This is a genomic window from Pimelobacter sp. 30-1, from assembly GCF_018831735.1.
Lineage (GTDB): Bacteria > Actinomycetota > Actinomycetes > Propionibacteriales > Nocardioidaceae > Nocardioides.
Genome location: NZ_NHTS01000010.1, coordinates 425142 through 451981 on the forward strand (window position 1 = coordinate 425142; position 26840 = coordinate 451981).

Below are 26840 nucleotides of genomic sequence, written 5' to 3' on the forward strand. Positions count from 1 at the left end.
CGAACGGCGCGTCCTGTCGTCGTCTCATCGACAGCAACCGTTGCATCGTGACAGTGTTACTGTCACAGTTGTGCCGCCGGGCGGGGACCCCTCGCGCCCGGGACCGTCACCGTCGGCCGTACGGCCAGAAGGGACCTCCATGAAGCTCTCGATGCCCCTCGTCTATGCGGGCAACCCGCGCGAGTCGGCCGACCAGGTCGTCGCCCTCGAGAAGGCCGGGCTCGACACCATCTGGGTGGCCGAGCCCTACGGCTTCGACGCGCCGACCCTGATGGGCTACCTGGCCGCCAAGACCGACACGGTCGAGATCGGCGCCGGCATCCTCAACGTCTTCTCCCGTACGCCGGGCGCCCTGCTGCAGACCGCGGCCGGCCTCGACAACGTCTCCGGCGGCCGCGCGGTGCTCGGCCTCGGCGCCTCCGGCCCCCAGGTCATCGAGGGCTTCCACGGCCTCCCGTACGACCGCCCGCTGACCCGCACCCGCGAGGTCATCGAGGTGCTGCGGATGGGCCTGCGCGGCGAGCGCCTCGACTACCAGGGCAAGACCGTCCAGGTCCCGCTCCCCGAGGGCCAGGGCCTCGGCCTGGGCAAGCCGCTCAAGCTGCTCAACCGCCCCGAGCGCGCCGACCTGCCGCTGTGGGTGGCCGCGCTGGGCGACAAGAACGTCGCGATGACCGCCGAGGTCGCCGACGGCTGGCTGCCCTTCCTCTACTACCCCGAGAAGGCCCAGGAGGTCTGGGGCGCGTCCCTGGCCCGCGGCGCCGCGAAGCGCTCGGCCGAGCTCGGCCCGCTGCAGATCTCCGCGGGCGGCATGGTCGCCATCGGCGAGGGCCCCGAGACCAAGGCGCTGCTCGACTTCATGCGCCCCCTCTACGCCCTCTACGTGGGCGGCATGGGCGCGCGCGACAAGAACTTCTACAACCAGCTGGCCTGCGAGTACGGCTTCGAGAAGGAGGCGAAGGAGATCCAGGACCTCTACCTCTCGGGCAAGAAGAAGGAGGCCGAGGCCCTCGTCCCGCTCGAGTGGCTGGAGGCCGGCAACCTGGTCGGCCCCGCGTCGTACGTCCAGGAGCGGATCGCCGCCTTCAAGGAGTCCGGCGTCACGAACCTGTCCGTCTCCCCCGCGAGCGACGACCCCGCCGCGACCATCGCACAGATCAAGGAGTGGGTGAGCTGATGCCCGAGCGTCCCAGCATTCTCGAGACCGAGCACGAGGACTTCCGCGCGACCGCGCGCACGTTCCTCGAGCGCGAGGTCGTGCCGCACCACGAGCAGTGGGAGAAGGACGGCATGGTCGACCGCGAGGTCTGGCGCAAGGCCGGCCAGGCGGGTCTCCTCGGCTTCGACGTCCCTGAGGCCCACGACGGCCCCGGCATCAAGGACTTCCGCTACAACATGGTCCTCACCGAGGAGATCACCCGGGTCGGCGCGAGCGGCCTCGGCTTCGCCCTGCACAACGACATCACGGTGCCCTACCTCGTCGCCCTCGCGAACGACGAGCAGCAGGCCCGCTGGCTGCCCGGCACCGTCTCGGGCGACATCGTCACCGCCATCGCGATGACCGAGCCCGGCGCCGGCTCCGACCTCCAGGGCATCCGGACCACCGCCGTCGACAAGGGCGACCACTACGTCCTCAACGGCTCCAAGACGTTCATCACCAACGGCATCCACGCCGACCTGGTGATCGTCGTGGCCCGGACCAACCCCGACGCCGGTGCCCACGGCATCAGCCTCCTGGTCGTCGAGGAGGGCATGGCCGGGTTCACCCGCGGCCGCAACCTCGACAAGCTCGGCCTCAAGGCGCAGGACACCGCGGAGCTCAGCTTCGACAACGTCATGGTCCCCAAGGCGAACCTGCTGGGCGAGGAGGGTCAGGGCTTCGTCTACCTGATGCAGAACCTCCCCCAGGAGCGGGTCTCCATCGCGACGATCGCGATCGCGGCCATCGAGGCCGTGCTCGACATGACGCTCGACTACGTCAAGAGCCGCGAGGCGTTCGGCAAGCCGATCGGCAAGTTCCAGAACACCCGCTTCGTCCTGGCCGAGATGGCGACCGAGGCCTACATCGCCCGCACGTTCGTGAACCACTGCGTCGAGCTGCTCAACGCCGGCCAGGTCGACACCTCGCTCGCCTCGATGGCGAAGTGGTGGACCACCGAGCTGCAGAAGAAGATCGTCGACCAGGGCCTGCAGATGCACGGCGGCTACGGCTACATGATGGAGTACCCCATCGCCAAGGCCTATGCGGACACCCGCATCCAGACGATCTACGGCGGCACCACCGAGATCCAGAAGGAGATCATCGGCCGGTTCCTCGGCCTCTGAATTTCCCCAAGACTGAGCCTGCTCGACGGCCCCGGGATGTCACATCCTGGGGCCGTCGCGTGTCTTCTGGACGGCGGGCGCTCGCGCGCAGGGTGAAGAGTTCCCGCGCACCGATGATTCAGGGCGGATCTCAGGGTCGGATCCGGATGAATCCCGATGCCGATGCACCGAACCCCTGGGGAGAGTGAGCGCCATGCACCGTCAGATCGCCGGAAGGCTGACCGGCCCCGTCACCAAGTGGGTCGTGCTGGTCGTCGTGCTGCTGCTGACCGGGGGCCTCGGGTTCCTCGGCGGCAAGCTGGCCGACGTCAAGGACAACCAGGCCTCGTCCTGGCTGCCCGGTTCCGCGGAGTCCTCGCGCGTCGCCGACGAGCTGTCGACCGACCTCGATCCCAACGACATCCCGACGCTCGTCGTCTACCACCGCAAGGGTGGGCTGACCCCGGCCGACCTCGACGCGATGGACGCCCAGGCCAAGGAGATCGCCCAGGTCGCCGGCGTCACCGAGACCGGCGTGCTCACGCCGCACGGCGCCGAGGCGCTCGCGGCGTCCGGGCAGCCGGCACCGCGACTGATCTCCGAGGACGGCGAGGTCGCCTACTCGTTCTTCAACTTCAACTTCGGCGACGGCGGCTGGGCCAAGGTCCCCGCCAGCGCGAAGAAGGTCCGTGACATCGCCAAGATCGACGGCGTCACGACGTACGTCGGCGGCTTCGGCGGCCAGGCCTCCGACTTCGCCGAGTCCTTCGAGGGCTCGCACGTGCAGCTGCTGATGATCACGTTCGGCGTGGTGATCCTGATCCTGCTGCTCACCTACCGCAGCCCGATCCTCTGGATCCTGCCGATCCTGTGCGCCGCGCTCGCCTACATGATGTCGCGCGGCGTGGTCTACCTCCTGGCCAGGTACGCCGACCTGACGGTCAACGACCAGAGCGAGTACATCCTCAGCATCCTGTGCATCGGTGCGGGCACCGACTACGCCCTGCTCCTGGTGGCGCGCTACCGCGAGGAGCTGCGCCGCCACGAGGACCGGCACGAGGCGATGGCGTTCGCGCTGCACCGGGCCACCCCGGCCCTGGTCGCCAGCGCCGCGACCGTGGCGGTCGGCCTGCTCTGCCTGGTCTTCGCCGACCTCAACTCCACCGCCAGCCTCGGCCCGGTGCTCGCGGTCGGCGTCGTGGTCACCCTGCTCACGATGATCACGCTGCTGCCCGCCCTCCTGGTGATCGTCGGGCGCTGGATCTTCTGGCCCAAGCGCCCGTCCTTCGCCTCCGACGAGCCGACCGCGCACGGCCTGTGGGCGCGGGTCGGCGCCCGGATCGCCCCGCGTCCGCGTGCGGTGTGGGTGGTCACCACGGGGCTGCTGCTCATCGCCTGCCTCGGCCTGTTCAAGCTCGACGCGACCGGACTGACCACCGAGGAGTCGGTGACCGGCGAGATCGACTCGGTCACCGCGCAGAAGCTCATGTCCGCGCACGGCCTGGCCGACAACTCCGTGACCGTCCAGGTGGTCGCCGACGACGACCGCATCGACGCCGTCCGTACGGCGGTCGCCGGTGTCGACGGCCTCGGCGCGCCCACGCCGGTCCGTCCCCTCGGCGACGGCCGGGCCTGGTTCGAGTCCGCGGTCAGCGTCGACATCGCCTCGCCGGCCGCCTTCGACCTGGTCGAGGCCACCCGGGACGCCGTCGGCAAGGTCGCCGGCGCCGATGCGCTGGTCGGCGGCGGACCCGCCGTCTACCTCGACACCAAGATCGCCGCGGACCACGACAACAAGCTGATCATCCCGATCGTGCTCGTGGTGGTGTTCCTGATCCTGGTGCTGCTGCTCCGGGCACTGCTGGCACCGCTGCTGCTGATGGCGACCGTCGTCCTGTCGTTCGGCGCGGCGCTGGGCATCTCGGCCCTGCTGTTCGACTACGTCCTCGGCTTCGCGGGGGCCGATCCCGGGTTCCCCCTGTTCGCGTTCGTCTTCCTGGTCGCCCTGGGCATCGACTACAACATCTTCCTGATGACCCGGGTCCGCGAGGAGACGATCACCCACGGCACCCGCAAGGGCTCGCTCATCGCGCTGTCCTCGACCGGCGGCGTGATCACCTCGGCCGGCCTGGTGCTGGCGGCCACCTTCCTCGCCCTCGGGACCCTGCCGCTGGTGTTCCTCGCCGAGCTCGGGGTGGCGGTCGCGCTGGGCGTCCTGCTCGACACGATGATCGTCCGCTCCGTGCTCGTCACCGCGCTCAACCTCGACCTCGGCGGGCGGATCTGGTGGCCGAGCCGGCTCGACCGCCGGCCGCCGTCGGCACCCGAGCCGCCGGCTCCGGCGCCCGAGAAGGTTCCCGCGCTCGACTGAGGGGAAGGGTGGCTATGCCTTAGCCTGACCCGCGGTGTCCGCCGTACGGGTCGGTGGACACCGGGAAACAGGGACGAGTGAGCAGATGAGCGGTACGCACGGACAGCAGGGGTGGCCGACCACGCCGGTCGGGGGCCGGCCCACGGGACCGCCGCCCTCCGGACCGCCGCAGCAGCCGCCCACCGCCCTGCCCCCGTCCGGACCCCCGTCCGGGCCTCCGCAGGCACCGCCGCCGGTACCTCCGGGCTGGGGTCCGCCGCCTCCGGGCTGGGGTCCGCCGCCCGGGCCGCCGCCGCGCAAGCGCCGCTGGCCGCTGTTCGTCGGGCTCGCCGTGGTGCTGCTGCTCGTGGCCGGCGCCGGGACCGGCGGGTGGGCGTACTTCACCGGACGCCTCGGCTTCGGCCCGCTCAGCGCCGCCGACAAGGCCGCCGCGAGCGCCATCGCCGACGGCGTCGAGGCCCCGGAGTGGGTCGACGCCGCCCAGCTCGACTGCGCGGCCGACGACCTGATCCGCGACGCGCGCTCCGGCGAGCTCGAGAAGCGTGGCCTGGTCGAGCGCGACGGCGACGACTGGACCTACACCGGCACCTGGCGCACCGACGACGCCGAGGCCTTCTACGAGAGCGTCCTCGACTGCTCCGACGACTGGGAGAAGCAGGTCGGCGAGCAGTGGAAGATCGCCGACACCGGCTGCCTCGACGACATCGGCAGCGAGACGATGGGCTCCTACTTCGCCGCCTCGCTGGTCCCCGACGACCCGCCCGCGGGCCGCGACGAGGCGGTCGCGAAGCTCGACGAGTGCTACGCCGAGGCTCCGGCCGCGCCGCAGGGACAGGCCCGCTCGGCGTACCGCGCCGTGCAGTTCACCTTCACCCCGCCCGAGGCGAGCGGCGGCGAGGTCGTCCTCAACACCGGTGGCGCCGGCGCCTGGAAGCCGCTCAGCGGCACCTCCGCCGAGGTCGACACCAAGGCCGGCGGCCAGCGCGGGTGCATCCAGGCGCAGACCCAGGTGACCTACGGCTGGGGCACGGTCAAGACCAGCGAGGCCGAGCTCTGCGGGGTCGCCCAGCCGACCCGGATCTTCTGGAAGAAGACCCGCTGCACCGCCTCGCCGGGCTGCCGGGCCTGGGAGCTGCGCTACGAGGGCTTCGCCGACCTGAGCCGGATCACCGCGCGCTACACCAGCAACGGCGGCGACTGCCTGGCCGTCAGCGGCCGCTGCTCCGACACCGTGCTGATCGCCCCGGGCGGGCGCGGCAAGGTCGTCACGTGGAGCTTCCCGGGGTCCTACCGCGGGGCGTTCGTGGCCACCGTCGGCAAGCTGCGCACCCGGCTCCCGAACTAGCCCGCCGGACGGGTGGGCGGACGGGTCGGCGGGCGGTCCCGGTCACAGGGCGAAACACGTTCTTCCACGGACACCCACCCGATAGCCTGGCGGGGATGTCCGAGGCGCCCACCCCCCAGCAAGTACGACGTGCGCTCGCGCGCGCCGAGCGCGGCGCGGCGCTCGACGTGGCCGAGGCGACGGCCCTGCTCGCCGCCACCGGCGACGAGCTCGACCGGCTCACCGCCGCCGCTGCCAAGGTCCGCGACGCGGGCCTGGTCGCGGCCGGGCGCCCCGGGGTGGTGACGTACTCACCCAAGGTGTTCATCCCGATCACCAAGCTGTGCCGCGACCGCTGCCACTACTGCACGTTCGTCGAGACGCCGGGCCAGGCGGCGCGCGAGGGGCGGGCGCCGTACCTGTCGCCGGACGAGATCCTCGACATCGCCCGCCAGGGCGCCGAGCTGGGCTGCCTCGAGGCGCTCTTCACGCTCGGCGATCGCCCCGAGGACCGCTGGCCCGAGGCGCAGGCCTGGCTCGACGAGCAGGGCTACGACTCGACGCTGGCCTACATCCGGGCGATGGCGGTGCGGGTGCTCGAGGAGACCGGGCTGCTGCCGCACCTCAACCCCGGCGTGATGTCGTGGGAGGAGCTCAACCGGCTCAAGCCGGTCTCCCCCTCGATGGGGATGATGCTCGAGACCACGTCGCGGCGGCTGTTCGAGACCAAGGGACTGGCCCACTTCGGCTCCCCCGACAAGGACCCCGAGGTCCGGCTGCGGGTGCTCGAGGACGCCGGCCGGCTCGGCATCCCGTTCACCACCGGCCTGCTGGTCGGCATCGGTGAGGACCTGACCGAGCGGGCCGAGACGATCTTCGCCCTGCGGGCCACCCAGCGTGCCTACGGCGCGGTGCAGGAGGTCATCGTCCAGAACTTCCGGGCCAAGCCCGACACGGCGATGCGCCATGCCGACGACCTCGACCTGGCCGAGTACCGCGCCGCGATCGCGGTCACCCGGCTGCTGCTCGGGCCCAAGGCGCGGATCCAGGCCCCGCCCAACCTCGTCGACCTCGACGAGTGCCGGGCGCTGCTCGGCGCGGGCGTCGACGACTGGGGCGGCGTCTCGCCGCTGACCCCCGACCACGTCAACCCCGAGCGGCCCTGGCCCTCGCTCGACCGGCTGCGCTCGATCTCGCAGACCTGCGGCTTCGAGCTGCGCGCCCGGCTGACCGTGCACCCCGAGTACGTCACCGGCTCGCTCCAGCGCGGCGAGGCCTGGATCGACCCGCGCGTCCACGCCCACGTCGCCGCCCTGGCCGGTCCCGACGGGCTCGCGATCCCCGAGGTCCGCCCGACCGGGCTGCCCTGGCAGGAGCCCGACGGCGGCTTCGACGCCGACCACGGCCGCGGCCGTACCGACCTGCACGAGGCCGTCGACACCGAGGGCCGCACCGACGACCGGCGCAGCGACTTCGGCTCGGTCTACGGCGACTGGGCCGCGGTCGGCGAGGCCGCCGCGCGCACCGGGGCTCCGGCCGTCCTCCACGCCGAGGGCGGGGCCGCCCTGCGCGCGGCCGAGGCCGACCCGGGCAACCTGTCCGACGAGCACGCGCTGACCCTGATGACCGCCGAGGGCGACCTGCTGCGCTCCGTGGTCGCCCTGGCCGACGACCTGCGCCGCGAGACCGTCGGCGACGCCGTCACCTACGTGGTCAACCGCAACATCAACTTCACCAACGTCTGCTACGTCGGCTGCCGGTTCTGCGCGTTCGCGCAGCGGCGTACCGACGCCGACGCCTACTCGCTGTCCTACGCCGAGGTCGCCGACCGCGCCCAGGAGGCCTGGGACCTCGGCGCCACCGAGGTCTGCATGCAGGGCGGCATCGACCCCGAGCTGCCCGCCTCGGCCTACTTCGACATCGCCGCGGCCGTGAAGCAGCGCGTGCCCGGCATGCACGTCCACGCCTTCTCACCGATGGAGGTCGTCAACGGCACCGCCCGGACCGGCCTGTCCGTCGAGGACTTCCTGATCAAGGCCCGCGAGGCCGGCCTCGGCTCGCTGCCCGGCACCGCCGCGGAGATCCTCGACGACGAGGTCCGCTGGGTGCTCACCAAGGGCAAGCTGCCCGCCCGCACCTGGATCGAGATCGTCTCCACGGCCCACCGCATCGGCCTGCCGACGACCTCGACGATGATGTACGGCCACGTCGACAACCCGAAGCACTGGGTCGGTCACCTGCGCGTGCTGTCCCGGGTCCAGGACACCGCCCGCGAGAACGGCAGCACCGGCTTCACCGAGTTCGTGCCGCTGCCCTTCGTGCACACCTCGGCCCCGATCTACCTGGCCGGCGTGGCTCGCCCCGGCCCGACGCTGCGCGACAACCTCGCCGTGCACGCGATGGCCCGCATCCTGCTCCACGGCCGGATCGACAACATCCAGACCTCGTGGGTCAAGCTCGGCATCGACGGCACCCGCGCCATGCTCAACGCCGGCGCCAACGACCTCGGCGGCACGCTCATGGAGGAGACCATCTCCCGCATGGCCGGCTCCGAGCACGGCTCGGCCAAGACCGTCGAGGAGCTCGTCGAGATCGGCGCCGGCATCGACCGGCCGGTCCACGAGCGCACCACCCTGTACGGGCTGCCCACCCGCGCCTGATCCGGCCGGTCGGGCCCGCTAGCCCCGGCCCGAGCTCGACCGGGCCCGCCGCGCCACCGAGTCGATCGTGACGGCGAGCAGGAGCACCCCGCCCGTCACGATGTAGCGGATGTCGGAGTCCACGTTCATCAAGTTGAGCCCCGACTCGATCGCCTGCAGCACGAGGATCCCGAGCAGTGCGGCGTACGCCGAGCCCCGGCCGCCGAACAGGCTGGTGCCGCCGATCACCGCCGCGGCGATCGCGGTCAGGTTGGTGTCGGTGGTCCCGCTGTCCTGCGACACGGAGGTCAGCTGGGCCGCGGCGAGCAGTCCGCCGAGGGCGGCGAGCGCCGAGCAGAGGACGAACGCCGAGCAGTAGGTCCACCCGACCCGGACGCCGGCCCGGCGCGCGGCCTCCTTGTTGCCCCCGACCGCGAACAGGTGGCGTCCCCAGCGGGTCTTGCGCAGCAGCAGGTCGAGGACGACGACCAGCACGGCGAACAGGACCGTCAGGTAGCCCCAGCCCCGGGCGATGCCGAGGTAGTAGGTGAGCCAGCCGAGGCCGCCGCCGAGCAGGGCCGCCTTGAGGAGCACGGCGACGAGGTTCGGGGGCGTGAGCCCGGCGGCGCGGCGCCGCCGGATCGTCCACAGCCGGGAGCCGAGGTAGCAGAGCACGACGACCGCGACCAGGGTGTAGGCCTGGGCGTCGGTCAGGAACTTGTTGCGGGCGAACTGGGCCAGCCCGGACTCGCGCGGGATGTTGATGCTGCCGTCGGCGAGCACCCACAGCAGGGCTCCCTCGAAGGCGAGGAGGCCGGCGAGCGAGAACACGAAGCTGGGCACGCCGACGCGCACGTACAGGGTCGCGTAGCCGACGCCGATCAGCGCGCCCACCCCGAGCGCGGCCGCGATGCCGAGCCACAGCGCGTGTCCTTGGTTGACCACGAGGACCGCCATGATCGCCGCGCAGAACCCGGACACCGAGCCCACGCTGAGGTCGATCTCGCCGAGCAGCAGGACGACCACGATGCCGAGCGCGATGATGCCCACCGGAGCGGCGTAGAGCAGCATCGACACCAGGCTCCGCGACGACAGGAACGTCGGCTCGTAGGCGTAGAACACCGCGCAGATGACGATGAGCCCGAGCACCACCGGCATCATCCCGAGGTCGCCCCCGCGGACCCTGCCCCATCCCTGGCGCAGGTAGTCGGACGGCGAGACCGCCCGGATCAGCCGCTCGTCCTCGGCGTCGCTCGGGCGGGGCGGCTCGCTCGTCCCCGTCGCCTCGCTCGTGCCGGTCATCGTCATCCCCGTCCCTCCGTACGACGCGCCGCCCGCTGGGCGACCACGTTGTCCGACGCGCCGGTGATGGCGGCGACGAGCTGGTCGGTCGTCGCCTCCTCGGCGGCGAACTCCGCCACGTTGCGCCCCAGCCGGAGCACGACGATCCGGTCGGCGACCGCCTGGACGTCGGCCATGTTGTGGCTGACCAGGATCACGCCGAGCCCGTGGTCGCGCAGCCGCTCGACCAGGTTGAGCACCTCGGCGGTCTGGGCCACGCCGAGCGCCGCGGTCGGCTCGTCGAGCAGGACCACGCGCGGGTCGCCGACCAGCGAGCGGGCGATCGCGACGGTCTGCCGCTGCCCGCCCGAGAGCGAGGCGACCGGGATCCGTACCGACGGGATCTTGGCGGACAGCGAGCGCAGCAGCCGCCACGCCTGCTGCTCCATCGAGACCTCGTCGAGGAGCAGGCCCCGGCGGTGCTCGGTGCCGAGGAAGAGGTTGGCCACCACGTCGAGGTTGTCGCACAGCGCGAGGTCCTGGAAGACGGTCGCGATGCCGAGCGCCTGGGCACCCGCCGGGCCGCCGATGACGACCGGGCGCTGCTCGAACTCGACCTGCCCGGCGTCGGGTTGGTAGACGCCGGAGATCACCTTGACCAGGGTCGACTTCCCCGCGCCGTTGTCGCCGACGAGGGCGACCACCTCACCGGCGCGGACGGTGAGGCCCACGTCCGTGAGGGCCTGGACCGCGCCGAACCGTTTGTGGATCCCGGCCAGCGACAGGACGACCTCGCCCGTGTCGCCGGCCGGTGCCACCGGAGCGGTGAGCGTCATCAGGACAGGCCGGCCTCGGCGCAGGCCGCGGCGTAGTCGGAGGTGCAGATGTCGGAGACCTGGTAGAAGCCGTCGGCGATGATCGTGTCCTTCATGTTCTCAGCGGTCAGCACGATCGGCGTGAAGATGTAGGACGGCACGCTCTCGTACTCGCTCTGGTCGATCCCGGTCGCCGTCTTCGCGGGCGCGTCGTCCCCCTTGGCCAGCGCCACCGCGACCTCGGCGGCGGTCTCGGCCTCGATCTTGATCGGCTTGTAGATCGTCATGGTCTGCTCCCCGGCGACGATGCGCTGCAGGGCGGCGATCTCGGCGTCCTGACCGGTGATCGGCGGCAGCTTGTCCGCAGCGACCCCGCCGCCGGTGAGGGCGGCGACGACACCGCCGGCCTGCCCGTCGTTGGCCGCGTAGACGCCCTGGATCTTGCTCGCGTCGAACTTGTTGATCTGGTCGGTGGTCCACTTCTGGGCGTTGTCGGGGCTCCAGTCGGGGTTGTCGTACTCGGCCAGGATCGTGACCTTGCTCCCGTCGAGCACGCTGTGCGCGCCCTTCTTGAACTGCGCGGCGTTGGGGTCGGAGGGGGCGCCGTTGAGCATCAGGATGCTGCCCTTGTCACCCATCGCGTCGACCAGGGCCTGCGCCTGCATCTTGCCGACGGTCTCGTTGTCGAAGGACATGTAGTAGTCGGCGTTCTCGATGAACCGGTCGTAGGCCACCACCGGGACGTCCTGGCCCTTGGCCTCGTCGACCATGCCGGCCGCGGTCTTGCCGTTGACCGGGTCGAGGACGACGACGTCCGCGCCCTGGTCGAGCGCGCTGGTGAGCTGCTGGGCCTGCTTCTTCTCGTCCTGGTCGGCGTTGAAGTAGAGGACCTTGCAGTCGCTGCACAGGTCCTTGACCTTCGCCTCGAAGAGGGGGCGGTCGTGGGCCTCGTAGCGGGTGGTCTTGGTCTCGGGCAGCAGGAGGGCGATGGTCGCGCTGTCGCCTCCGCTCTTGGTGTCGTTGGCGCCGCACGCGCTGAGCGCGGTGGCACCGAGGAACAGGGCAGCGCTGAGGGCTGCGACGCGTCGTACCAGGGTGGACATGGACTTCTCCTCGACGGCTCCGATGGATGCCTTCGAGTGTCATGGGTCACATCGTTGTCGTCAAGACTTGAACACAAAACGACTCGATCGAGCATCGATCGACGATTTGCGTTCCGTTCTTGACCATTCTCGGCTCACCCCGGCACAGTGTGCCCATGTCCTCGTCCGCAGCCGCTCCTGGCTCGACCGCGTCCCTGCGGACAGCCAACCAGCGTCGCGTGCTGCACGCCCTGCGCGACGCCTCGGCCACCGACGGGGCCTTCACCCAGGCCGAGCTGGCCCGGGCCACCGGTCTGGCACCGGCCACGGTCTCCAATATCGTCCGCGACCTCAGCCAGGCCGGCCTGGTCGACACCGAGGCGGGCAGCGGACGCCGCGGCTCCGCGGTCCGGATGTCGCTCGGTGCCGGCGTCGTCGCGGGCGTCGACTTCGGCCACCGCCACCTCGCCGTGGCGATCGGCGACGTCACCGGACGGCTGCTCACCGAGGAGCGCTGCCCGATCGACCCCGACCTCGGGCACCGCGAGGCGCTCGCCCTGGCCCGGACCATGGTCGACCGGCTCCACCCCGCGGGCACCGTGCTGCGCCAGGTCGGGCTCGGGCTGGCCGGTCCGGTGACCGACGGCGTCATCCAGAGCGCCGCGATCCTGCCCGGCTGGCGCGGGGTCGACGCCCGCGCCGCGGCCCGCGAGACCTTCGGGACCGCCGTCCAGATCGAGAACGACGCCAACCTGGGCGCCCTGGCCGAGCATCGGATCGGCGTGGCCCGCGGCCACGACAGCTCCGTCTTCGTCAAGATCTCCTCAGGCGTGGGCGCCGGCATCATCATCGCCAACCAGCTGTTCCGCGGCTCCTCCGGCAGCGCCGGCGAGCTCGGCCACCTCACCGTCGACGAGCACGGCCCCCTGTGCCGCTGCGGCAGTCGCGGGTGCCTCGAGACCTACACGTCGGTCGAGGCGATCCAGGCGCTCATCGGGGGCCAGCTGCCGGGCGCCACGCTCGAGCAGATCGTGGCTGCCGCCCACGACGGGGACGTGTCCGCGCGCCGCGCCTTCGAGGACGCCGGGCTCCACCTCGGCCGCGGCCTCGCGGCGGTGGTCAACCTGCTCAACCCCGCGATCGTCGTCCTGGGCGGCGACATGGCCCAGGCCGGCGACCTGATCCTCGAGTCGGTGCGCATGGGGCTGCGCCGCCACGCGCTGGACCCGGTCGCCCAGACCACCGTCGCCGCGAGCGCGCTCGGCGAGCGGGCGAGCCTGCTCGGCTCGCTGCTGCTCGCCGCCGAGAGCACCGAGCTACTGCTCGCCCCCTGAGCCCACCCCGGCGCCCTCGACCCGGCCGGTGCGGCCGGCCCGGCGCTCGCGCCACGCGCGGAACCGCAACCAACCCCGTCGTACCGTGCGCCAGGCGAGCCACAGCAGTACCAGCCCCGCCACCAGCAGCACCGCCGCGATCGACGCGGCGGCATAGGGGTGCTCGATCGCGAACCACACCACGGCGAGCACGGCGACGTCCTCACCGACGCTGATGCTGATGTTGCTGAACGGCTCGGGCACCGTGTTGACCGCCATTCGGGTGCCGGTCTTGACCGAGTGCGACGCCAGCGCGCTGCCTCCGCCCACCACCCCGCCCACGAGCTCGTTGATCGACGCCGAGTCGCCCGCGATCAGCACGCCCACCACGCCGCCCACGAGCGGGCGGATCGCGGTCGAGACGACATCCCACGCCGAGTCGACGTACGGGATCTTGTCGGCGACGAACTCGAAGGCGTAGAGCACCGCGGCGACCGCCAGCACCTCCCACCTCCCCAGCACGTCCGGGATCGAGGCGAAGGAGCCGAACCGGTCCGCCAGGCCGAGCACGAGCACGACCAGGTAGCTGTTGATCCCGCTGGCCCATCCCGAGGAGAACGCCAGGGCGACTGATTCCACGGGCTCAGCGTAGGTCTTCGCGACCTCCGGGTACCGCACCTTCATGACCACCAGCGATCCGCAGCTGCCCCCGGAGGACACCTTGCTCGGCGATGACGTCGACGACGAGCTCGACCGCGGCTACTCGCCGCCGGAGAGGTACTCCGCCGCCCAGCGCTACGGCACCACGCCCTGGGAGCAGACCCACGACCGGCCGCTGGCCGATCGGCTGGCCGAGGAGGTGCCCGACGAGGCGGGCGGCTCCGCGCCGGACGCCGACGACGACGGACTCCCCCACGACGCCGACGAGGCCGGTACCGAGGTGGGCGAGCGGCGCGCGGGCCGGTTGGTCGAGCCCGACGCGGGCGCCGGCGACGGCCTCGAGCCGGACCTCGTCGCCGAGGACGTCGGTATCGACGGCGCCGCGGCGAGCGCGGAGGAGGCCGCCGTCCACGTCATCCCCGACGACGAGGAGCGCTAGCAGCGCCGCTCAGCGCCGCAGGTCCAGCCAGACCAACCGGTGGTCCGAGGTCGGGAACGGATAGACCCCGGTCAGCCGCGCCAGCGGGTCCGCCGCGACCGGCCAGAAGACCCCACCCCGGACCGGGTGCAGCCGGCGCGAGGGCAGGACGTAGTCGACGCGCAGGTTGCCGGGTGCGCCGTCGGCGAAGTCCGCGGTGTCGCGGGCCGGGTCGCCGCGGTGGTCGAGGTTGGCGCCGCCCTGGAGGGCCGCGGCCTCGGGCGCGCCGGCGGAGGTCGGGACCACGCGGGTCGCGATCCGGGGGTGGTCGAGGAGCTGGCGCGCGGCGTGGTCGACCGAGTCGCCGTCGTAGGGGTCGGCGTTGAGGTCGCCGGCGATCACGAAGCTCGAGCCGGGCCGCAGGCCACCGCGCCGGCCCGCGTCGTCGTAGATGTAGCGGCCGCGCGCGGGGCCCGCGACGTAGTCGGCCCAGAACCGGATCTCGTCGTGGTTGCGCTTGCCGTTGCGGTCCTCGGGGCCGTCGAAGGTCGGCGGGGTGGGGTGCGCCGCCAGCAGGTGGACGGTACGGCGGCCGATCCGGATCGGCACGTCCCAGTGCGACTTCGACGAGAGCCGGAGCACCGCCTGCTCGGCGCCCGAGTACCAGTCGCGCGGCAGCAGCGAGCCGGGCATGTCCTTCCAGAGGAAGTGCTGGAAGGTCCGCACCCGTGCGGTGTCGATCGGGTAGCGCGAGTAGACGACCATCCCGTACTGACCGGGGAACAGCCCGAACCCGAAGGCGTCGTCACCGCCGCCGACCTGGCCGTCGTTGTTGAGGTCGAAGCCGCTCGGGACGCCGGTGTTGACCGGCGCGACGTAGGCGTACGGGTAGGTGATCGGCGACGCGCCGCGCTGGCCGACCTCGAGGTAGTTGTCGCGGAAGAGGTCGGCCGCGCCGGGCGCGTAGTCGAACTCGTTGATGAGGACGACGTCCGGGCGCGCCCGCTGGATGGTCTCGGCGACATTGGCCGCCTGGACGTTGCCGGGCGTCGCGAGGTCGGCGACGAGCTGCCCCTCGGCGCCGCGGTTGAGCGAGGCGTTGAAGGTGGCGAAGCGGACCGTCGGGTGCCGGTCCGGGGCGGGCGGGGGCGGGGACGCGCCGGCCGGGGTGGTGAGCGCGGTCAGCGCCGCCAGGGCGGCGAGCACGGCAGGGGTACGTCGCATGGGCTTCCTCCGAGCAGGGAATGCGGACGCCCGGACCCTAGACCCCGAGGGTGACGAGCGGGTGAACCGTCTGCCCGGAGGGCCCGCGGGTACTGGGTGGAGCGGGGGCAACCGGCCCCACCGACAGGAGGGAAACCGTGGCATTCATCTTGTGGATCCTCGCCGTGATCCTGGTCGTCGCAGGCATCGTCAGCCTGTTCCGAGGCCAGCTCCTCTGGGGAATCGTGCTGATCGTGGTGGGGCTGCTCGTCGGCCCCGGCGGCGTCAGCATCTTCACCTAGGAGGAACGCGGTCCCCGGCCTGCGCCACGTACTCGTCGCGCAGCCTGCCCTTGACCATCTTCCCGGTGGGCGTGCGGGGCAGGGACGCCCGGAAGTGGAACTCGCGCGGCACCTTGTAGTGCGCGATCCGCTCCCGGGCGTACGCCGCCAGGTCGGCCGCGAGCGTCGCGTCCTCCCCGTTCTCCGCGCTCGCGGCCGGCTGCACGAAGGCCACCACCCGCTCACCCATGTCGTCGTCGGGCACCCCGATCACCGCGATGTCGGCGACCGCCGGGTGCAGCGTGAACAGGTCCTCGATCTCCTGGGGGTAGATGTTCACGCCCCCGCTGATGATCATGAACGCCTTGCGATCGGTCAGGTAGAGGAAGCCCTCGTCGTCGAGGTAGCCCAGGTCGCCGACCGTGGTCCAGCTCGGGTGCTCCGGGTGCTCGGTGGCCCTCGTCCGCTCCGGGTCGTTGTGATAGCTGAAGGTCCGGGTCTCGCGCTCGAAGTAGATCGTGCCGACCTCGCCCGCGGACAGCTCCGCGCCGTCCTCACCCACGACGTGCGGGACACCCAGCAGCGGCTGCCCGACCGAGCCGGGGTGCTGGAGCCAGGTCGCGGAGTCGATCCGGGTGGCGCCGTTGGCCTCGGTCGAGGCGTAGTACTCCTCGAGGATCGGGCCCAGCCACGCGATCATCCGCTGCTTGACGTCGACCGGGCAGGGCGCCGCGGCGTGCACGACGCAGCGCAGGGTCGACAGGTCGTGGGCCAGCCGGACCTCGTCGTCGAGCTTGAGCAGCCGGACGAACATCGTCGGCACCATCTGGGTGTGCGTGACGCCGTGCTCCTCGATCGCGGCGAGCGCGGCCGCGGCGTCGAACCGCTCCATCATCACCAGCGTGCCGCCGACGGTGTGGATCACGCCGCCGAACCGCAGCGGCGCGGCGTGGTACACCGGCGCGGGCGAGAGGTAGACGGTGTCGGCGTCGAAGCCGTAGGCCGGCGCGAACATCGCCGGGTAGAGGTAGCCCGGCTCGTCGACGGCGATCGCGGGCAGGGGCGGCTTGATCCCCTTGGGGCGTCCCGTCGTACCGCTGGAGTAGAGCAGGTCGTCGCCGTGGGGCTGCTCCGGCAGCGGCTCGGTGCCGGCCCCGGCGAGCGCGGTCTCGTAGTCGTCGTACCCGGGGAGGGGGCCGCCGTAGGCGAGCCGGACCGACAGGTCGAGGTCGGCGTCGAGGTCGGCGACCATCGTCGCGAGGGCCGCCGAGACGACGAGGGCCTTGGCCCCGCAGTCGCGCACGATGTACGACGCCTCGCCCGCCGCGAGATGGCTGTTGACCGCCGTGATGTAGAGCCCCGAGCGCAGGGCGGCCCAGTAGACCTCGTAGGTCTCGGGCCGGTTGTCGCTGATCAGCGCGACGACGTCACCAGGGCCCAGTCCCGCCGCGCGCAGGTGCCGGGCCAGGCGCAGGCTGCGCTCGTCGAGCTCACCGTAGGTGAGGGTCCGGCCGCTGCCGGCCATGATCAGGGCCGGCTTGTCCGGCGTGGTCGCGGCCCAGGTCCCGGGATACATGACGCGACTCTGCCACCAAAACTGTCACGGTGGAAGGGTCCTCGGCGTCACCGCCGGGAGCCGCGGATCCCCCGGTAGATCCCGCGCCGCACGATCCACGGCTGGAGCACCGCACCGACCGCCCACGCCGGGAACCGGAACGGCCGGCCCGAGGCCGTGAACACCCGCAGGCCGTCGTCCTCCACACCGAGCACCGAGCCCCACCGACGCCGCGCGGGCCGGAACTCCCCCAGCGGCCGGCCCGCCAGGTGGGCCCGGACGTTGGCCGCGACCAGCCGGTCTGCACGCCCGCGGGCCGAGGTACGCAGCGGGTCGGTCGCGGCGACGTCGCCGACCGCGAAGACCCCGGCGAGACCGGGCACCCGCAGGTCCGGACCGACCCGGACGAAGCCCTGCTCGTCGAGCGCCTCCGCCGGCAGCCAGCCCGTGTTGGGCCGGACCCGGCCGATCGCCCACAGCACCGCGTCCGCCGGGTACGGCGGCTGGCCGGTGCTCCACGCGACCGGACCGGTCGTGATCCGGTCGCAGTCGAACCCGTCGGGGACCACCGCCCGGTGCCCCGGGCGCAGGTCGACGCCCGCGGCGAGCAGCCGGCGGCGTACGTGGGTCCAGGTGTTCGGGTGGTGCTGCGGCAGCGCCCGCTCCCCCGGGAACGCCAGCGTCACCCGCAACGCGGGCCAGCGGGTCGCGCACTGCAGCGCGCTCGCGACCGCGGCGGCCCCGCCGCCGACGACGAGCAACGAGCCGGCCGCCGCGAGCCGGGCGTGCGCGGCGGTGATCGTCGCGGTCACCTCAGCCTCGGTCTGCAGCGCGGGACGGCGCCAGAAGCCGTTGCTGACGCCGGTCGCGACCACCAGGACGTCGTACGGGATCGGGCGGGCGGTGGTGCCGTCGTCGACGGTCACGGTCCGGGCGGCCGGGTCGAGGTGGGTCAGCTCGGCGTGCACGACCTCGGCGCCGTCGAGGCGGCGGAACCGGTCGAACCCGATCCGGTAGTCCCGCGCCCAGCGCTCGGGACGGGCCAGGCGCAGGCCGAGCTCCTGGCCGCTGACCAGGCCGGGCTTGCTGGAGACGCCGACCACGTCGACGTGCGCGCGGGCCAGGTGGATCGCGGTCAGCAGGCCGCTGTCGCCCAGCCCGGCGACGACGACGCGCGGGCGGCTCACGAGGTCGACCGGACCCGCCGCGGCGGCCGGGGTACCAGCACCGGCACCCGGGCGACGACCTCGCGATAGGCCGGCCGTCGTTCCAGGCTGCGCTGCTCCATCATCGGGATGCTCGCGCCCAGGAACATCGCGACCATCGCCACCGCCCCGACCGGCAGCCACCACCAGTCGCCCGGCGCGGCGGCGATGCCGAAGAGGGCCAGGCTCCACCAGAAGGAGATCTCGCCGAAGTAGTTGGGGTGCCGCGACCAGGCCCACAGGCCGCGGTCCATCACCTGGCCCGGCGCGCGCTCGCGCGCGAAACGCTGCATCTGCCGGTCCGCCACGAACGCCAGGACGACCGCGCCGACGCCCACGACGAGGGCGACCCCGTCGAGCCAGCGCAGGGCGGGACCGGGGCGGGTCAGGACGACGTACACGGGGACCATGCCGAGGAAGACCTGGAAGGTCGGGACGAGGTGGATCCCGACCAGGTCGGCCAGCACCTCCAGCCGGCCGGCCCGGGACCGGACCAGCGGGTAGCGCCAGTCCTCGTGGTGCAGCCCGGGGAAGGTGAGGATCCAGTTGCCGGTCAGCCGCACCGCCCACAGCGCGATCACGCCGAGCACCAGCCAGGCACGCGCGTCCTCGCGGGCGACGTCGGCGGCCAGCCACCAGTAGATCGCGAGGTACGGCGGGAGCACGCTCCAGTAGGCGTCGTAGAAGCTCGAGTTGCGGTGCACCCGGCTCGCCGCGAACACGACGAGGGTGGCGACGAGGTCGGCCAGCAGCCCGTCCAGCCACAGCCAGCGCGTGTCGGGCCCCCACGCCAGCCACGCGCTCGCGGCGCCGAACGCGAGGACGTACGCGATCGCGACCCTGGTCAGCGAGGCTGTCTTGCTCACCCCACGACCATAGTGGAACGTGTTCTAGTTTGGCAGGGACTCGAGCGCCCCGGTCGGCGCTCAGGCCTCCACGAGGGCACCCTCCGGCTGCAGGTGGGTGGTGACGCCGGCCATGTTCCAGGTGTTGATGGCGCCCACCGCGACGATCAGGTCGGCACGGCGCTCCTCCCCCAGCAGCCGGCCGGCCTCGGCCCACAGCTCGTCGCCCACGGCACCGATGCCGCCGGTCAGCGTCTCGGCGAACGCGAGCGCGACCCGCTCCTCCGGCTCGAAGAACGGGCTCTCCTGCCACGCACCGACACCGTGGATCTTCCGGGTCGGCACCCGGCGCCGCTCGAGGTCGGTCGCGTGCATGTCGACGCAGTAGGCGCAGCCGTTGAGCTGCGAGGCGCGCAGCTTGACCAGGTCGTAGAGGACCGGGCCCAGCGACTTCTTCAGCCGCCCGTCGAGTACCAGGAGGGCCTGGTAGGTCTCGGGCGAGGCGTCACGGATCGGGGTGCGGGTCATGGCTCTTTCTCCTTCGATAAATGGACATTTGATGTCCAGTTCTGGGGCGAGCGGTCTCGGCACGGGGGCCGAGCCGCCCGGGATCAGGTGCGCGCGAAGTGTCGCCGCGCGTCGGCCGCGACCCGGCGGGGCGTCCCGGCCGCGAGGTCGAGGATCGAGGTCGCCGCCAGCTCACGGCGCCAGGCGAGCTCGGCACCACGCATCGCGTGCGCGATACCGCAGGGCTTGGCGAAGTCGCGCTCGGACCGGTCCTCGTTCATCCCCCGCCGCCGGATCTCGGTGCAGGCGAAGGCGTCGTCGGGACCCTCGATCGCCGCGACGACGTCCATCAGCGTGATCCGGCCGGCGGGGCGCGCGAGGCGCACGCCGCCGTACTTGCCGGGGACGGACTCGGTGATGCCCGCGCGGGTGAGCGCCTGGACCTGCTTGACGAGGTACGCCGCGGGCAGCTCGTAGGCCTCCGCCAACCGCGCCACGGCCACCGGAGCGGGCGCGGCGTCGCCGTCGTCCTCGTGGAGCCAGTGCAGCAGCACGCAGACATGGGCGGCCCACTCGACGCCCTCGTTCATCCGCACGGCTACACCTCTCTCTTAACTGGACACAGACTATCCAGGTAACGATCGCGGCGCAACCGTCCCTCCCTGGTCCCGACCTTGCGGGACATCGTCCCGACGTCGCCCGAAGCATCCACCCCGGCACGTCGGCGTCCCTACGATCTCGGTCGTGCTTGCCTCCCCCCGGCGCCTCCTGGCGCACCTGTCCGTCGTCGTCCTGACCCTGGCCACGCTCGCCGGAACCGCCGGCGCGGTCGAGGCCGCCCCGCAGGGCAAGGGCGTCCGGGTGATCAGCGCCTGCTTCAACGTCACGACCGGCAAGATCCGGGTGGTTCCGAGCGTCAAGGACTGCCGGCCCGCCGAGAGCCACATCCGCTGGAAGCGCGGCGGCAAGGACCTGCGCGGCGGCCCGCGCGGTCCCGCCGGGGCGACCGGCCCGATGGGCGCCCTGGGTCCCGTCGGACCCGCCGGTGCGCCGGGCGCTGCGGGTGCGCCGGGTCCCGCCGGACCCGCCGGCGCCCCGGGAGCGCCCGGTCCTTCCGGTGCCCCCGGTGCCCCTGGTGCTCCCGGGCCCGCGGGCCCGACCGGACCGGCCGGACCGGCCGGCTCCGTCACCACGCGGTACGCCTACGGCCACAGCCAGAACGGGACCAACCTCAACCCCGGCGGCACCAACACGGTCATCTTCGGCCGAACCGCCACCGGCGGCGGCCTCACCGTCAACGGAAACGCCGTCGAGGTGACGGCCGGCATCTACCAGGTCACCCTGTCGGTGCGCAGCGAGTCGACGAACGCCGCGATCTGGTGGGTCGACACGGCCTCCGACTACACCCCGCACGCCGGAAGCCAGCTCTCCCTGCCCGCCGCGACCAGCCCGTCGGCCGCCGTGACCGGATCGGTCACCTTCGTGGCCATCGTGACCAACAGCAGCGAGATCTTCCGGCCGCGCTACGTCAGCGGCAGCCAGGCGAACTTCCGCGACATCCAGCTCACCGTCGTCCAGCTGGCCGAGGGCTGATCCCCCGGATGCTCCGCCCGACCCTCGCCGCACTCACCCTCGCCGGAGCGCTCGTCACCAGCGCGTGCTCCGGCGACCCGTCGCCGCCGAGCGCCGCTTCGTCGGCATCGACAGCGTCGGCGGCCTCGGTCGAGAGCCTCGTCCAGACCGGCCTCACCCAGCTCGGCGCCGGCGACGCCGAGCAGGCCGGCGCGACGTTCCGCACGGTGCTGGACCAGGACGCGGGCAATGTCTACGCGCACTACAACCTCGGCGTCATCGCCGAGGCCGCGGGCGACACCGCGACCGCGGCCACCGAGTACGACAACGCGCTCGCGACCGACCCGGCCTTCGCGCCCGCCCTGTTCAACCGCGGAGTGCTCCACGAGCCCGACGACCTCGACCAGGCCGTCCGGCTCTACCGCCGCGCCCTCGCCGCGGACCCCGACCTGGCCGCCGCGCACATGCGCCTCGGCTTCGCGCTGCTCCACCTCGGCGAGCCCGCCGAGGCCGAGGAGCACCTCGCGGCCGGCGTACGGCTGGACCCGGCGATGGCCGGCGCCGAGGCGCCGGCCTACGACTGACCTGGAGGCGCATGCCCGAGGCATCGCTCTACTCGGAGACGCAGTTGATCGACCGAGCTTTCGTCGTTCTTGCCGAGGCGCAAGGCGATGCCCCCGTTCCCGATACCCCGCGTGTTGAGCATCTCCGAGGAGCCGCCGGGAGGACTGCACGGCACATCCCCTCGCCAGGCCGTCCTCGCTAAGCCGGGTCCGCCCCGCCGTAGCCGGGGCAGTCGGTGTCCATGTCTTTCAAGCATGGTGATCTCGCATCTCCTTGACGGATGCGTCGGGGAGCTGTGCCTCCCCGACGGCTGCTGGCGGGCGGGTGCGCCTCCGTGTCGCGAACCCGGCCACGCGTCCCACCCTCGGGAGCGCGTCCGCACACCGAAGGTCACATAGGACCCCGCCATGGTGGAACACCTGCAGCCGGACCGGCCGTCTCCTATGCGGAACTGTTCGCGGAGATGGGTGACGCGATCAACCGCGCCGCCACCGAATCGGAGGAGCCCAAGCCGGCGAGCCCGGCCGCCTACGGCGCGATCGCCAAGAGCGTCCTGCTCGACGTCAAGACCGATGAGATCTACGGGACCGGTCACGTCCGGGTCAGCGTGCTCCCCACTAGCAAGTCGCCGCACGAGAAGCTGAGGTCCATCAAGTTCACCCAACAGATCCATGACCACAGCGGGGCCGGGCATCTCGGTTCTTGGGCGGTCTGGGCACCGAGGGGAAGCATGTCCTACACCTGACCAACGCGACGGACCAGAAGTTCAACACACTCGATCAGGACCAGCTTGGCCGCGACAAGGCAAGTTGGCCTAGCGCTGGCGGCGGGAATAGCTTTGACCGTGAGCGGCGTGTCCGCCGCGGCGGGTCCGTGCCCAGGAGAGTCGGCCGGTGCCGGTACGTTTGCTACGTGACCGTTCGGCTGCCCTCTCGGTACGAGGATCTCGACCCAGCCTTCCGGGGACGGCTCCGACCGAACCGTCCCCTCGTGGAGCTCGTCCAGCGGGCGCGGTCCGCAATGGCGATCAGCGGCGGAATCCGGTTTCTACCCATCTACGGGCGGAGCGGCTCCGGGAAGAGCTCCGCGGCCCGCGAGCTCGCAACGCACCTCCCAGAGACGAAAGTTTTGGAGCTGTCTCGTGCCGCGGTCGTGTCCGAAGCGACGTTGCTGCAGGAAATCCGGGACGCGCGCGGCCGCCGTGACCAGCCTGAGCTGATCATCGCCGTGGTGGACCAGTACGAGGAGAATGTGGCGGAGAGATCCGCAGTTCCCTCGCAGTTCGTCGAGCGGCTGAGCCTTCTCGACAGAGGCGAGCTCAAGGATCTCCCGGTACTCTTCCTCTGGCTCACGACGAGTACAGACTTTCAGACCGACCTTGCGGCCGCAACCAGTCGGAACGAACGAATCCTGCTGCAGTCAGACTTCGAGCTGACTGGCCCCGCCGACTCCGAGTGGGCCGAGATCGTGGAAGAAACCTTCGCGTTTCACAACCAGGAGCAGCCGCTCGCGGATTTCGAGGTGCTACGCGAAAACATCGAGACGGTGGCAGACGGCTCACCGACACTCGGGGCAACCATCGAGCGCGTGGGGGACATCCTTAGCCAGCGGGTTTCTCGGCTGCAGGACCTTTCCCAGTACCAGGTCGTGATGCTGTGGCCAGTCACCGACGGGCTGAGGATCACCCGTGTCGCCGGGTTCACCAACGCGCGTGACGGCTACAAACTCGACTGGAACGCCTTCTACCGCGAGCTGAACGAAGACGACCGCAGGACGCTGCCGCTGTCCGAGCTCAACCGGGCTCGGCTGTACTTCGATGTGCGGCTGGTTCCCATCGCCGCCGCAGACCTACACAAGCTCTGCCGCAACCTCGACGATCCGGACTTCGAGCCAAGCCAGTCCTACCTCGACCGCTTCGAGAAGTCCCACTTTTACTCCATCGTCAACGAAGTCTGGAACCCGTCTGTCTACTCCCCGCTCCGAGAGCGCGAGTCGAGCAGGGCGGACGACGCACGTGCCTGGTACGACGGCGGCGTTACCGACAAGCCCACTCAACTTGGGCGCCGTATCGCGAAGTGCCTCCAGATGCTGGGCGTGAACGCCGAGCACGAGCGCACCATCCGGTCGCCGTACTCCACGGTGCGCGCCGACGTTGCGGTCGACCGTCCAGGTAGCCAGCAAACCACGTGCATCGTAGAGCTCAAGGCGTTCAACACCGAAGGCACTCGGCCGTCCTCGATCAAGGACGCAATCCGAACGACCCTGAAACGGCACGCCCAGTTCGCTGGCTTCCTTGCACGCCAGTAACTCGACTTGTGCGTAGTGCCCCAACCCAACGGTCCGGGAAACTCAGCCTGGCAGACGCATCGTCGGACAAGTAGGCCCCTACCTTTCATCGTCGCTTTCCCACCCGGGTGCCGTCGGCTACCGGGATGTTGAGACCGGCCCGCGCGAATGCCTCCGAACGCCGCAGCCTGCTGGTCAGCGTGCCGAGCGCGACCAACTTGGCCGGCCAAGACACTCACCCACGCTCGCAACCGACCATTTGCTCGGACAAACGGTCGCGAGGGCGGGCCCAACGCGGCCTCAGGCAGGCGCTTCCCCTTTGAACGGCTGCAGGTCAGGTGCCTGGTCGCTGAAAGCGAGATCGTGGGGCAGACCGGCCGCACCCGCCACGCCAGCGATAGGTGATGGCGTGGGAGGAACTGCCTGGCATCGCTCGATGAAGTCCATGGCTAGAGCAGACGCCAGCGCGGTGGCCCGGGCACTTGAGTGCGCCAGGAGTTTTTGGCCCCGTTGGTGAAGGCGATCGCCTCCGTCATTCATATTGAGGTGGGCCTGGATCGTGGAGTAGGAGGGGTGCACTGCTCCGCTAAGTTCTCTATAGAGGTCGTAGAACAGCGGAGTGCCAGAGAAGCGGTCAAACACTCGCTCCATGCTCCACTCTCGCTCCTTGCCGGGAGCCGGCACCTGGCCTGCCACCTCGTGGAGCGTCCGGAGATCCTCCTCGGGTACATGGAGGGTAAGCGCAGGATCATCTTCAAGCGCTCCTGCGAATGCCTTCGTGCGGAGCAAGTAGCCCGCCTGCATGTGCTTCACGAGCTGCTCCGGGCCACCCTGCGTCAGCAGGGCCCATTGCGCAGCAAGGGCGTGCTCCAAAGCCACCCGAGAGCTCGTGGCCGCTACATGGGGCGACCGCTCTCGAAGCTCAAAGCCCGCCTCAGCGTGGTTGAGTGAATGGGCGACGAGAGGAAAGCCCACCCTGAAGGTCCGATCCAACGCGGGTGAGACCGCAAGAGGGAAGGCAAGTGCTCGCCACATCTCCGAGCATTGCTCGACAGTCCGCCAGTAAGCAGTTGTTTCGGCCTCCAAGGCCCGCCCGTCTACTCCCGGATTGGGTTCGCTCATGAAGCCGCTGTCCGCAGAGTGTCGAGTTGAGACTGCACGCGCTGGTCTTCTGAGTCGTTGCGGGCGGGACCGAAGGGCGGCAACACAACGGTCGTGCCATCACTGAATGTGATCCTTGCCTGGGCGGAGGCCCACTGCCACTCGCCGCCGCTCTCGCTATAGCTGGTGACTTTGCGGCAGTCCACCTTGATCAAGTTGACGGCTGTGACCTCAGTGATAGGCCTGCGCCAAGCGGTCATTTCATCCGGTCCATCGAACCGGGGATGCGCAGTCCAGTTCGGTTGCGAGCTTGTGGCCTGGGCGAAGCCCACATGGCCATTGGCTACCCAGGTCACCTGCCAGATGGTTCCTCCGCCGTCACCGCTTGCGCGTGCGATGGCGTCCTGGGGGACAGCGCCACCATTGAGGGAGGCCACGGCTCCCCATAGCGGGATGGGAGCTGGGTCGCCATTGTAGGCGTCAGTCATGTGGAGCTGGGTCTGCTCGCCCAGCCACTCATTGGGCATCTTCATGGGTCGGACGGTATAAGAAGATTCCGACAGTTCAAGCGTAACTGGGCCGCCTAGGGGCCGCAGATCAGTGGCGCTAGAGAAGTGTGGCGTCGCCCTTGTAGACCCGCCTTAGGTCGGCGGGTGCGGGCCTCTCTAGGTAGGCTGCCTGCGGCGACAAGGGCCTGTCTACTGGTTCGGCAGGGACTCCGCATGGACCCAACCGAGCTCGTTATTCGTGACTGATGCTCCCGTCGCGTAGGACTCACCGCACGCCTTACCGCGCGCGGTCCACTTCGCCGAGACCACGAGCCTCTTGGTGGCCTTCGCTTCGGCCTCGGCACGTGACAAGTCAAGCGGCGCCGTTACCGGCTCGCCTAGCATCCCGAAGTTCGCGAGCCTGTCGGCCACTTCGTTGAGCTGTACACCGGAGTGGCCCTTGACCCAGCTGAACGTGATCTCGCGTCCTGCTGTGGCCTCGATCAGCGGCTCCCATAGGTCCCGGTTCGCTACAGGCTGCTTCTTGGAATTCTTCCAGCCGTTCTTCTCCCGCGCCTTCCACCAGCCCTGGGTCAAGCAGTCGACCACGTATCTGGAGTCGGACCAGATCCTCAGCGCTCCCGGCGCTGTACGTACTGCCTCCAGGGCTGCGCGGATCTCCATGCGCTGGTTCGTAGTCGAGGCGTCGTGGCCGAGACCGAGCGTGTTTTTCGTCCACGCCCCAACCCCACCCGCCTCTACCGCCTGGGTTGCGCTTGCAGGCGCCGTCTGCGTATACCTCGACCGCCGCCGTCATGGCTGCGCCTCCTAGTTCGGTTCGGGTTGCTTGCACTTGTGCTCCGGCGGGCGAGTTCACTGTTGCCTACGCACCCGACAGGCCAGAGCGCAGGGCCGACACTGTCCGCGAGCCGCTTGCCCGAGCGACCGAAGCCGGCCTGGCCCCGAGTTGAGTCCCCGATAGTGGTGTAGCGCGGTCGCCGAGATCGTCACCGGCGAGTACGGATG

The 26840-nt window shown here is 71.1% G+C and carries 24 protein-coding genes and 1 pseudogene; 12 read left to right on the forward strand and 13 right to left on the reverse strand.

Features of this window, described 5'->3' with window-relative positions:
* Positions 1-139: 139 nt before the first annotated feature.
* The 5 genes from CCO04_RS23715 (at position 140) to CCO04_RS23735 (ending at position 8659) form a co-directional block, all read left to right on the forward strand.
* Positions 140-1177 carry an LLM class F420-dependent oxidoreductase gene (locus tag CCO04_RS23715; protein WP_215816615.1) on the forward strand — a complete coding sequence of 346 codons (1038 nt, stop codon included), beginning with the start codon at positions 140-142 and terminating at the stop codon, positions 1175-1177.
* Positions 1177-2325 (forward strand): acyl-CoA dehydrogenase family protein, encoded by a 1149-nt coding sequence (locus tag CCO04_RS23720; RefSeq protein ID WP_215816616.1) that lies wholly within the window; start codon positions 1177-1179, stop codon positions 2323-2325. The genes CCO04_RS23715 and CCO04_RS23720 overlap by 1 nt, the downstream gene beginning before the upstream one ends.
* Before the next feature lie 193 nt (positions 2326-2518).
* Positions 2519-4675 (forward strand): MMPL family transporter, encoded by a 2157-nt coding sequence (locus CCO04_RS23725; RefSeq protein ID WP_215816617.1) that lies wholly within the window; start codon positions 2519-2521, stop codon positions 4673-4675.
* A gap of 85 nt (positions 4676-4760) precedes the next feature.
* Positions 4761-6020, forward strand: a complete 1260-nt coding sequence (locus CCO04_RS23730; protein ID WP_215816618.1) for a hypothetical protein — start codon at positions 4761-4763, stop codon at positions 6018-6020.
* 95 nt (positions 6021-6115) lie between these two features.
* On the forward strand, positions 6116-8659 hold the full coding sequence (locus CCO04_RS23735; RefSeq protein WP_215816619.1) for a bifunctional FO biosynthesis protein CofGH: 2544 nt from the start codon (positions 6116-6118) through the stop codon (positions 8657-8659).
* Positions 8660-8677: 18 nt separating this feature from the next.
* Here the strand turns inward: CCO04_RS23735 and CCO04_RS23740 are convergent, their stop codons facing one another.
* Genes CCO04_RS23740 through CCO04_RS23750 form a run of 3 tightly spaced genes read right to left on the reverse strand, consistent with a single transcriptional unit; the run spans position 8678 to position 11837 of the window.
* Entirely contained in the window at positions 8678-9940 is a 1263-nt protein-coding gene (locus CCO04_RS23740) for a sugar ABC transporter permease (protein ID WP_215816620.1), read from the reverse strand.
* A gap of 2 nt (positions 9941-9942) precedes the next feature.
* A complete protein-coding gene (locus CCO04_RS23745; RefSeq protein ID WP_215816621.1) occupies positions 9943-10755 on the reverse strand; it encodes an ATP-binding cassette domain-containing protein in 813 nt (270 codons plus the stop codon).
* Positions 10755-11837: a substrate-binding domain-containing protein gene (locus CCO04_RS23750; protein WP_215816622.1), complete on the reverse strand. Its 1083-nt coding sequence runs from the start codon at positions 11835-11837 to the stop codon at positions 10755-10757. The genes CCO04_RS23745 and CCO04_RS23750 overlap by 1 nt, the downstream gene beginning before the upstream one ends.
* Positions 11838-11992: 155 nt before the next feature.
* Between CCO04_RS23750 and CCO04_RS23755 the strand changes: the two genes are divergently transcribed.
* Positions 11993-13150 carry an ROK family transcriptional regulator gene (locus CCO04_RS23755; protein ID WP_215816623.1) on the forward strand — a complete coding sequence of 386 codons (1158 nt, stop codon included), beginning with the start codon at positions 11993-11995 and terminating at the stop codon, positions 13148-13150.
* Here CCO04_RS23755 and CCO04_RS23760 read toward each other — a convergent pair.
* The gene (locus CCO04_RS23760; RefSeq protein ID WP_215816624.1) at positions 13133-13768 is read right to left on the reverse strand and encodes a DUF4126 domain-containing protein; all 636 of its coding nucleotides are present in this window, start codon (positions 13766-13768) and stop codon (positions 13133-13135) included. The genes CCO04_RS23755 and CCO04_RS23760 overlap by 18 nt on opposite strands.
* A gap of 43 nt (positions 13769-13811) precedes the next feature.
* On the opposite strand from CCO04_RS23760, the gene CCO04_RS23765 reads away from it, so the two are divergent.
* Positions 13812-14228, forward strand: coding sequence for a DUF5709 domain-containing protein (locus CCO04_RS23765; protein ID WP_215816625.1), 417 nt, complete (start codon positions 13812-13814; stop codon positions 14226-14228).
* A 9-nt stretch (positions 14229-14237) separates the two neighbouring features.
* Here CCO04_RS23765 and CCO04_RS23770 read toward each other — a convergent pair whose 3' ends face one another.
* Positions 14238-15431: an endonuclease/exonuclease/phosphatase family protein gene (locus CCO04_RS23770; protein WP_215816626.1), complete on the reverse strand. Its 1194-nt coding sequence runs from the start codon at positions 15429-15431 to the stop codon at positions 14238-14240.
* Between the two features lie 137 nt (positions 15432-15568).
* Between CCO04_RS23770 and CCO04_RS23775 the strand changes: the two genes are divergently transcribed.
* Complete coding sequence (locus tag CCO04_RS23775) at positions 15569-15712, forward strand: GPGG-motif small membrane protein (RefSeq protein WP_170222488.1); 144 nt, start codon at positions 15569-15571, stop codon at positions 15710-15712.
* Here the strand turns inward: CCO04_RS23775 and CCO04_RS23780 are convergent.
* The 5 genes from CCO04_RS23780 to CCO04_RS23800 form a co-directional block, all read right to left on the reverse strand.
* The gene (locus CCO04_RS23780; RefSeq protein ID WP_215816627.1) at positions 15705-17267 is read right to left on the reverse strand and encodes an acyl-CoA synthetase; all 1563 of its coding nucleotides are present in this window, start codon (positions 17265-17267) and stop codon (positions 15705-15707) included. The two genes, CCO04_RS23775 and CCO04_RS23780, sit on opposite strands and share 8 nt — an antisense overlap.
* A gap of 47 nt (positions 17268-17314) precedes the next feature.
* Positions 17315-18433: an FAD-dependent oxidoreductase gene (locus tag CCO04_RS23785; RefSeq protein ID WP_215816628.1), complete on the reverse strand. Its 1119-nt coding sequence runs from the start codon at positions 18431-18433 to the stop codon at positions 17315-17317.
* Positions 18430-19317: a DUF1295 domain-containing protein gene (locus tag CCO04_RS23790; RefSeq protein WP_215816629.1), complete on the reverse strand. Its 888-nt coding sequence runs from the start codon at positions 19315-19317 to the stop codon at positions 18430-18432. Before CCO04_RS23790 ends, CCO04_RS23785 begins: the two co-directional genes overlap by 4 nt.
* A 60-nt stretch (positions 19318-19377) precedes the next feature.
* Positions 19378-19824, reverse strand: a complete 447-nt coding sequence (locus tag CCO04_RS23795) for a carboxymuconolactone decarboxylase family protein (protein WP_215816630.1) — start codon at positions 19822-19824, stop codon at positions 19378-19380.
* Between the two features lie 83 nt (positions 19825-19907).
* Positions 19908-20393: an Rrf2 family transcriptional regulator gene (locus tag CCO04_RS23800; RefSeq protein WP_252373828.1), complete on the reverse strand. Its 486-nt coding sequence runs from the start codon at positions 20391-20393 to the stop codon at positions 19908-19910.
* A gap of 154 nt (positions 20394-20547) precedes the next feature.
* Between CCO04_RS23800 and CCO04_RS23805 the strand changes: the two genes are divergently transcribed.
* From CCO04_RS23805 to CCO04_RS23820, 4 genes are all read left to right on the forward strand, one after another.
* Complete coding sequence (locus CCO04_RS23805; RefSeq protein ID WP_215816632.1) at positions 20548-21396, forward strand: hypothetical protein; 849 nt, start codon at positions 20548-20550, stop codon at positions 21394-21396.
* A gap of 8 nt (positions 21397-21404) precedes the next feature.
* On the forward strand, positions 21405-21959 hold the full coding sequence (locus CCO04_RS23810) for a tetratricopeptide repeat protein (RefSeq protein ID WP_215816633.1): 555 nt from the start codon (positions 21405-21407) through the stop codon (positions 21957-21959).
* A gap of 443 nt (positions 21960-22402) precedes the next feature.
* Positions 22403-22684: a hypothetical protein gene (locus CCO04_RS23815; RefSeq protein ID WP_215816634.1), complete on the forward strand. Its 282-nt coding sequence runs from the start codon at positions 22403-22405 to the stop codon at positions 22682-22684.
* A 167-nt stretch (positions 22685-22851) separates the two neighbouring features.
* Positions 22852-24246: an ATP-binding protein gene (locus CCO04_RS23820; protein WP_215816635.1), complete on the forward strand. Its 1395-nt coding sequence runs from the start codon at positions 22852-22854 to the stop codon at positions 24244-24246.
* Positions 24247-24525: 279 nt separating this feature from the next.
* Here the strand turns inward: CCO04_RS23820 and CCO04_RS23825 are convergent, their stop codons facing one another.
* The 3 genes and pseudogenes from CCO04_RS23825 to CCO04_RS23835 all read right to left on the reverse strand — a co-directional run.
* A complete protein-coding gene (locus CCO04_RS23825) occupies positions 24526-25104 on the reverse strand; it encodes a hypothetical protein (RefSeq protein ID WP_215816636.1) in 579 nt (192 codons plus the stop codon).
* Positions 25105-25343: 239 nt separating this feature from the next.
* Entirely contained in the window at positions 25344-25859 is a 516-nt protein-coding gene (locus CCO04_RS23830) for a hypothetical protein (protein WP_215816637.1), read from the reverse strand.
* A 165-nt stretch (positions 25860-26024) separates the two neighbouring features.
* Positions 26025-26519: pseudogene (locus tag CCO04_RS23835) on the reverse strand (ribonuclease H); the annotation flags it as partial.
* Positions 26520-26840 lie beyond the last annotated feature (321 nt).

What these genes read in the sequence shown, in the direction of transcription:
- CCO04_RS23715 (WP_215816615.1), top strand. Translation starts at nt 140, where the DNA reads ATGAAGCTCTCGATGCCCCTCGTCTATGCGGGCAACCCGCGCGAGTCG.
- CCO04_RS23720 (WP_215816616.1), top strand. Translation starts at nt 1,177, where the DNA reads ATGCCCGAGCGTCCCAGCATTCTCGAGACCGAGCACGAGGACTTCCGC.
- CCO04_RS23725 (WP_215816617.1), top strand. Translation starts at nt 2,519, where the DNA reads ATGCACCGTCAGATCGCCGGAAGGCTGACCGGCCCCGTCACCAAGTGG.
- CCO04_RS23730 (WP_215816618.1), top strand. Translation starts at nt 4,761, where the DNA reads ATGAGCGGTACGCACGGACAGCAGGGGTGGCCGACCACGCCGGTCGGG.
- CCO04_RS23735 (WP_215816619.1), top strand. Translation starts at nt 6,116, where the DNA reads ATGTCCGAGGCGCCCACCCCCCAGCAAGTACGACGTGCGCTCGCGCGC.
- CCO04_RS23740 (WP_215816620.1), bottom strand. Translation starts at nt 9,940, where the DNA reads ATGACCGGCACGAGCGAGGCGACGGGGACGAGCGAGCCGCCCCGCCCG.
- CCO04_RS23745 (WP_215816621.1), bottom strand. Translation starts at nt 10,755, where the DNA reads ATGACGCTCACCGCTCCGGTGGCACCGGCCGGCGACACGGGCGAGGTC.
- CCO04_RS23750 (WP_215816622.1), bottom strand. Translation starts at nt 11,837, where the DNA reads ATGTCCACCCTGGTACGACGCGTCGCAGCCCTCAGCGCTGCCCTGTTC.
- CCO04_RS23755 (WP_215816623.1), top strand. Translation starts at nt 11,993, where the DNA reads ATGTCCTCGTCCGCAGCCGCTCCTGGCTCGACCGCGTCCCTGCGGACA.
- CCO04_RS23765 (WP_215816625.1), top strand. Translation starts at nt 13,812, where the DNA reads ATGACCACCAGCGATCCGCAGCTGCCCCCGGAGGACACCTTGCTCGGC.
- CCO04_RS23770 (WP_215816626.1), bottom strand. Translation starts at nt 15,431, where the DNA reads ATGCGACGTACCCCTGCCGTGCTCGCCGCCCTGGCGGCGCTGACCGCG.
- CCO04_RS23780 (WP_215816627.1), bottom strand. Translation starts at nt 17,267, where the DNA reads ATGTATCCCGGGACCTGGGCCGCGACCACGCCGGACAAGCCGGCCCTG.
- CCO04_RS23795 (WP_215816630.1), bottom strand. Translation starts at nt 19,824, where the DNA reads ATGACCCGCACCCCGATCCGTGACGCCTCGCCCGAGACCTACCAGGCC.
- CCO04_RS23800 (WP_252373828.1), bottom strand. Translation starts at nt 20,393, where the DNA reads ATGAACGAGGGCGTCGAGTGGGCCGCCCATGTCTGCGTGCTGCTGCAC.
- CCO04_RS23810 (WP_215816633.1), top strand. Translation starts at nt 21,405, where the DNA reads ATGCTCCGCCCGACCCTCGCCGCACTCACCCTCGCCGGAGCGCTCGTC.
- CCO04_RS23815 (WP_215816634.1), top strand. Translation starts at nt 22,403, where the DNA reads ATGGGTGACGCGATCAACCGCGCCGCCACCGAATCGGAGGAGCCCAAG.
- CCO04_RS23830 (WP_215816637.1), bottom strand. Translation starts at nt 25,859, where the DNA reads ATGAAGATGCCCAATGAGTGGCTGGGCGAGCAGACCCAGCTCCACATG.